Genomic DNA, 6065 nt, shown 5'->3' on the forward strand with positions numbered 1-6065 from the left:
CCATCGAGCACCATGGAGGGGGTTTTGCGTGTCCAGGCAAGGGTGACCCGCCCCCTCCCGCGCAGGGACAGGGAGGCGCTACTGCGACCCAGCTGATCGATGCCATTGCAGGCCCCGGAAAACAGAAAAGCCCGCACGAGGCGGGCTTTTTCGGTTCCTGCTGCGGCGACTGGCGCTCCCTAGGGGACTCGAACCCCTGTTTTAGCCTTGAGAGGGCCACGTCCTAACCACTAGACGAAGGGAGCGTAACTGTGTCGCTGCCGAGGCAGGAGCGCTAGTATATGCACCTCGATGCCATTGGGCAATCCCGAAACTTCAACCGGAAGCGCCAACATCATTTCCTCTGCTACATCACCGTTCAGCCTGCGCGTCATCCCGCGCGACCAGCACACGATCTCCCGCAAGGACATCAGCCCGAACGCCCTGCGCGTGCTTTATCGCCTGCGCGATGCCGGCTTCGGCGCCTACCTTGTCGGCGGCGCGGTGCGCGACCTGCTGGTCAATGGCCAACCCAAGGATTTCGACGTGGCCACCGATGCCACGCCCGAACAGGTCAAGCAGCTGTTCCGCAACTGCCGCCTGATCGGCCGCCGCTTCCGCCTGGCCCACGTTGTGTTCGGCCGCGAGATCATCGAAGTCGCCACCTTCCGTGCCAACAGCGATGACGGCAGCGGCGACCGCGAGATGGAAAACGGCATGCTCGTGCGCGACAACGTGTACGGCTCCATCGAAGACGATGCCGTCCGCCGCGACTTCACCTGCAACGCCCTGTACTACGCCATCGAGGACTTCTCGGTGCGTGACTACACCGGCGGCTTTGAAGACGTGCAGGCGCGCCTGATGAAGCTCATCGGCGACCCGGTGCAGCGTTACCAGGAGGACCCGGTGCGCATGCTGCGCGCCGTGCGCCTGGCCGCCAAGCTCGGCTTCCAGATCGAAGAGGGCACCGCCGCTCCGATCCCGCAGCTGGCCGGCCTGCTCAACGAAGCGGCTCCGGCGCGCCTGTTCGAGGAAGTGCTCAAGCTGTTCCTGTCCGGGCATGGCGTGGCCAGCTTCGAAGGCCTGGAGCGCTACGGCCTGCTGGATGTGTTGTTCCCGGAAAGCGCCAAGGCGCTCAAGTCCAACCGCACCGGCGCGCTGCGCCGCATGCTGGTCGAGGGCCTGGCCAACACCGATGCGCGCGTGGCCAACGACGAGCCGGTCTCGCCGGCATTCCTGTTCGCGCTGCTGCTGTGGCCGGCGTTCTGCCGTGCGCAGGCGACCCTGCTCAAGCAGGGCGTGGCACCGGAAGAGGCGCAGCGCCGGGCTGCGGACCGCGTCACCGTGCAGCAGCTGAGCACGATCGCGCTGCCGCGCCGCTTCTCGCTGCCGATGCAGGAGATCTGGCTGCTGCAGTCGCGTTTCGGCTCGCGCCAGCGCAAGCGCGTGTTCCGCACCCTGACCCATCCGCGTTTCCGTGCTGCGTTCGACTTCCTCAGCCTGCGCCAGGTGGCTTCTGCCGAGCACGCCGCCGATGTCGAGTTCTGGCGCGAGGCGCAGGCGCAGTCCGGCCGCGAACTGGAATCGTCGTTGGATGCGATGCACAGCGACGAGGGGGATGACGAAAGAGGAGCACCGCGCAAGCGTCGCCGTCGTCGTCGTCGTCCTGGCGCCCCGGCCGGTGCGGCGGGCGAGTAAGCGATGACCCTTGCCTGGATCGGCCTCGGCGCCAACCTCGGCGACGCGGCTGGGACCGTCGGCGCGGCGATTGCCGCGCTGGACGGGCTGCCCGGGACCCGCCTGCGGCAGGCTTCGCGCCTGTACGCCACGCCCGCCTGGGGCAATGAAGACCAGCCGCCGTTCGTCAACGCGGTGGCGGCGGTCGATACCGTGCTGCCGGCTGGCGAACTGTTGCAGGCGATGCTGGCACTGGAGCAGCGCTTCGGCCGCGTGCGCGACCCGGCGGTGCACTGGGGCCCGCGCGCGCTGGACCTGGACCTGCTGCTGTACGGCACGCAGGAACTCGACCAGCCCGGGCTGCAGGTGCCACACCCGTACCTGCATGAGCGCGCCTTCGTGTTGGTGCCACTGGCCGAAATCGCACCGGATCTGGCCATTCCCGGCCATGGACGCGTGCGGGATGCAGTGATGCGGGTGGATGCCTGCGGGATCGCGCCGATAGAGTGATAATGCCCGGGTTATCTCCCCCGGTTATCAGCACATGAGCACCCACGCAGACAGCAAGCCCTGGACCGTTCCCGCCCTGGCCGAAGCCAAGCGCAATGGCCAGAAGCTGGTCATGTTGACCGCCTACGACGCCGGCTTTGCCCGCACTTTCGACGCAAACGGCGTTGACCTGATCCTGATTGGCGACTCGCTGGGCATGGTCGTGCAGGGCCATGATTCGACCCTGCCGGTGACCGTGGCCGACATGGTCTACCACACCCGCGCCGTGGCCCGCGTGCTGCAGCGTGCGCTGCTGGTGGCCGATCTGCCGTTTGGCGCCGATGCCACCCCGGAACGCGCGCTGGATGCCTCGCTGCAGCTGCTGCAGGCCGGTGCCGAGATGGTCAAGATCGAAGGTGCCGGCTTCAAGGTCGACATCATCCGCTACCTGGTCGAACGCGAAATCCCGGTCTGCGCGCATCTGGGCCTGACCCCGCAGTCGGTGCTGCGCCTGGGCGGCTTCAAGATCCAGGGCCGTGGCGATGCCGCACGCCAGTTGGTGGAAGACGCCAAGACCGTGGCCGCCGCGGGTGCCAGCATCATGGTGCTCGAGTGCGTGCCGACGCCGGTCGCTGCCGAGGTCACGGCGGCGGTGGACGTGCCGACCATCGGCATCGGTGCGGGCCCGCAGTGCGATGGCCAGGTGCTGGTGCTGCATGATTTCCTCGGCCTGGACAGCGGTCATCGCCGCCCGAAGTTCGTCAAGGATTTCCTTGCCGAAGGCGGTTCGGTGGCCGGTGCCACCCGCGCCTATGCCGACGCCGTGCGCGACGGCAGCTTCCCTGACGAACAGCACGCGTACGCACAATGATCCAGACCTTCAACGAGCTCGGCGCGCTGCGCGCGCAGATCGCCCAGTGGAAGCGCGAAGGCCTGCGCGTGGCACTGGTGCCGACCATGGGCAACCTGCATGGCGGCCATCATTCGCTGGTGACCCTGGCGCGCCAGTACGCCGACAAGGTGGTGGCGAGCATCTTCGTCAACCCGACCCAGTTCGGGCCCAATGAAGACTTCAGTCGCTACCCGCGCACGCCCGAGGCCGATGTGGCCGGGCTGGAGCAGGTCGGCTGCGATGCCGTGTGGCTGCCCAGCGTCGAGGCGATGTACCCGTTGGGCGTGGACAAGACCACGCAGATGCACGCCCCGGGCGTGAGCGAAGTGCTGGAGGGTGCCAGCCGCCCGGGCCACTTCGATGGTGTGTGCACGGTGGTGGCACGCCTGTTCCTGCAGGTGCAGCCGGATGTGGCGGTGTTCGGCCGCAAGGACTACCAGCAGCTGGCCGTCATCAAGCAGATGGTGGCCGAGCTGTCGTTCCCGATCCAGATCGTCGGTGCAGAGATCGTGCGCGACGAGGATGGCCTGGCCAAGAGCTCGCGCAACCAGTACCTGAGCGCCGAGCAGCGCCCGCATGCGACCACCCTTCACCGCACCCTGCTGGGCATGCGCGAAGGCTATGTGGCCGGCCAGCCGCGCGAGCGCATCGAGGCCGACGCGACGGCCGCACTGCAGGCCGCCGGTTTCCAGGTGGACTACGCGGTGCTGCGCACGCCGGAGCTGGCCGAGCCGACCTTCGACGGCGGTGGCCGCGTGGCCCTGGTTGCTGCACGGCTGGGCACGACCCGTCTGATCGACAACCTGGAATTCTGATGTCCGGGTGGGGGCAGATCCCTTTTCCTGCGGAGAAGGGATCTGACCCCAGCTCTCCCTTCCGGCCCGTTACCTGAACAGGTTGCCGGCCGTGATGCCGACGACCGGACGGGTGCTAGAATCCGCTCTTTCCTCTGCCGTTGCAGCGCCCCCATGCACCTGTCCCTGCTCAAGACCAAGATCCACCGCGCCACCGTCACCCATTCCGAGCTGAACTACGAAGGCTCGATCGCCATCGATGACAATCTGCTGGCTGCCACCGGCATCCGCGAGTTCGAGCAGGTGCACATCTGGGACGTGACCAACGGTGCGCGCTTCTCGACCTATGCCATCCGCGCCGAAGCGGGCAGCGGTGTGGTTTCGCTCAACGGCGGCGCCGCGCGCCACGTGCAGGTCGGTGACATCATCATCATCGCCGCGTTCGCCAGCATGACCGAGCAGGAAGCCGACAGCTTCAAGCCGAAGCTGGTGTACGTTGATGGCAGCAACCAGATCACCCACACCAACGACACGATCCCGACACAGGCCGCATGACAACGAACAACGGATTCGACTCGCTGCATTCCCACGCCCAGCGCCTGAAGGGCGCAAGCATTCCCAGCCTGCTCGCCGCCGAACCCGGTCGCGTCCAGGACCTGGCACTGCGGGTCGGTCCGTTGTACGTCAACTTCGCGCGGCAGAAATACGATGCCGCGGCGCTGCAGGCGTTGCTGGCGCTGGCGGCCGACCATGATGTCGGCGGCGCCATCAACCGCCTGTTCCGTGGCGAGCAGGTCAACCTGACCGAAGGCCGCGCTGCGCTGCATACCGCACTGCGTGGCGACGTGGTCGATGCACCGGTGGCGGCCGAGGCCTATGCCACCGCGCGCGAAATCCGCCAGCGCATGGGTGTGCTGGTGCGTGCGCTGGAAGACAGCGGCGTGACCGACGTGGTCAGCGTCGGCATCGGTGGTTCCGATCTTGGCCCGCGCCTGGTCGCCGATGCGCTGCGCCCTGTCACCGGAGCGCGCCTGCGCGTGCATTTCGTGTCGAACGTGGACGGCGCCGCGATGCAGCGCACGCTGGCCACGCTGGATCCGGCCAAGACCGCCGGCATCCTGATCTCCAAGACGTTCGGCACGCAGGAAACCCTGCTCAACGGACAGATCCTGCACGACTGGCTGGGCGGCAGCGAGCGCCTGTACGCGGTCAGCGCCAATCCGGAGCGCGCCGCCAAGGCCTTCGCGATTGCCGCCGAACGCGTGCTGCCGATGTGGGACTGGGTCGGCGGCCGCTATTCGCTGTGGTCGGCAGTTGGTTTCCCGATTGCACTGGCGATCGGCTTCGAGCACTTTGAACAGCTGCTGGACGGCGCCGCGCAGATGGATGCGCATGCGCTGGATGCGCCGCTGGAGCGCAACCTGCCGGTGCTGCATGCGCTGACCGATATCTGGAACCGCAACCTGCTGGGCTTTGCCACGCATGCGGTGATGACCTACGACCAGCGCTTGGCGCTGCTGCCGGCCTACCTGCAGCAGCTGGTGATGGAGAGCCTGGGCAAGCGCGTGCAGCGCGATGGCCAGCCGGTCACCACCGACACCGTGCCGGTGTGGTGGGGCGGGGCGGGCACCGATGTGCAGCACAGCTTCTTCCAGGCGCTGCACCAGGGCACCAGCATCGTGCCGGCCGATTTCATCGGCTGCGTGCACAACGATGATCCCTACACCATCAACCATCAGGCGCTGCTGGCCAACCTGCTGGCGCAGACCGAGGCGCTGGCCAATGGCCAGAGCAGCGACGATCCGCACCGGGATTATCCGGGCGGCCGCCCCAGCACGCTGATCCTGCTTGATGCACTGACCCCGCAGGCGCTGGGTGCACTGATCGCCATGTACGAGCACGCCGTGTACGTGCAGTCGGTGATCTGGAACATCAACGCCTTTGACCAGTTCGGTGTTGAACTGGGCAAGCAGCTGGCCAGCGGCCTGCTGCCGGCGCTGCAGGGTGAGGATGTGGCGATCGCCGATCCGATGACCCGCGAGATCCTGGCGCAGCTGAAGCGCTGACACTCTGGTAGTGCCTGCCGCTGGCCGGCATCCAGGAGATCATGCCGCCGTTGATGGGATTGCCGGCCAGCGGCCGGCACTACCCGTCACCGGCCGGGTTCGGTGTTGAACTGGGCAAGCAGATCCGATGACCCGCGAGATCCTGGCGCAGCTGAAGCGCTGACGCTC

The 6065-nt window shown here is 67.2% G+C and carries 6 protein-coding genes and 1 tRNA gene; 6 read left to right on the forward strand and 1 reads right to left on the reverse strand.

All coding sequences use genetic code 11. The features are described from left to right. Positions 1-170: 170 nt before the first annotated feature. Positions 171-245: transfer RNA gene (locus ACMZPQ_RS06870), tRNA-Glu, on the reverse strand. Positions 246-297: 52 nt separating this feature from the next. On the opposite strand from ACMZPQ_RS06870, the gene pcnB reads away from it, so the two are divergent. From pcnB to pgi, 6 genes are all read left to right on the forward strand, one after another. Next, positions 298-1677, forward strand: coding sequence for a polynucleotide adenylyltransferase PcnB (gene pcnB, locus ACMZPQ_RS06875; protein WP_197580246.1), 1380 nt, complete (start codon positions 298-300; stop codon positions 1675-1677). 3 nt (positions 1678-1680) lie between these two features. Continuing rightward, positions 1681-2166 carry a 2-amino-4-hydroxy-6-hydroxymethyldihydropteridine diphosphokinase gene (gene folK / locus ACMZPQ_RS06880; RefSeq protein ID WP_197580245.1) on the forward strand — a complete coding sequence of 162 codons (486 nt, stop codon included), beginning with the start codon at positions 1681-1683 and terminating at the stop codon, positions 2164-2166. A gap of 34 nt (positions 2167-2200) precedes the next feature. Next, positions 2201-3016, forward strand: coding sequence for a 3-methyl-2-oxobutanoate hydroxymethyltransferase (panB, locus tag ACMZPQ_RS06885; protein WP_197580244.1), 816 nt, complete (start codon positions 2201-2203; stop codon positions 3014-3016). After that, complete coding sequence (panC, locus tag ACMZPQ_RS06890; protein WP_197580243.1) at positions 3013-3852, forward strand: pantoate--beta-alanine ligase; 840 nt, start codon at positions 3013-3015, stop codon at positions 3850-3852. Before panB ends, panC begins: the two co-directional genes overlap by 4 nt. Positions 3853-4005: 153 nt before the next feature. After that, on the forward strand, positions 4006-4386 hold the full coding sequence (gene panD / locus ACMZPQ_RS06895; RefSeq protein ID WP_008268179.1) for an aspartate 1-decarboxylase: 381 nt from the start codon (positions 4006-4008) through the stop codon (positions 4384-4386). Further along, positions 4383-5897 (forward strand): glucose-6-phosphate isomerase, encoded by a 1515-nt coding sequence (gene pgi, locus ACMZPQ_RS06900; RefSeq protein ID WP_197580242.1) that lies wholly within the window; start codon positions 4383-4385, stop codon positions 5895-5897. Before panD ends, pgi begins: the two co-directional genes overlap by 4 nt. Positions 5898-6065 lie beyond the last annotated feature (168 nt).

It is taken from the genome of Stenotrophomonas maltophilia (assembly GCF_047497515.2).
Classification (GTDB): Bacteria; Pseudomonadota; Gammaproteobacteria; order Xanthomonadales; family Xanthomonadaceae; genus Stenotrophomonas.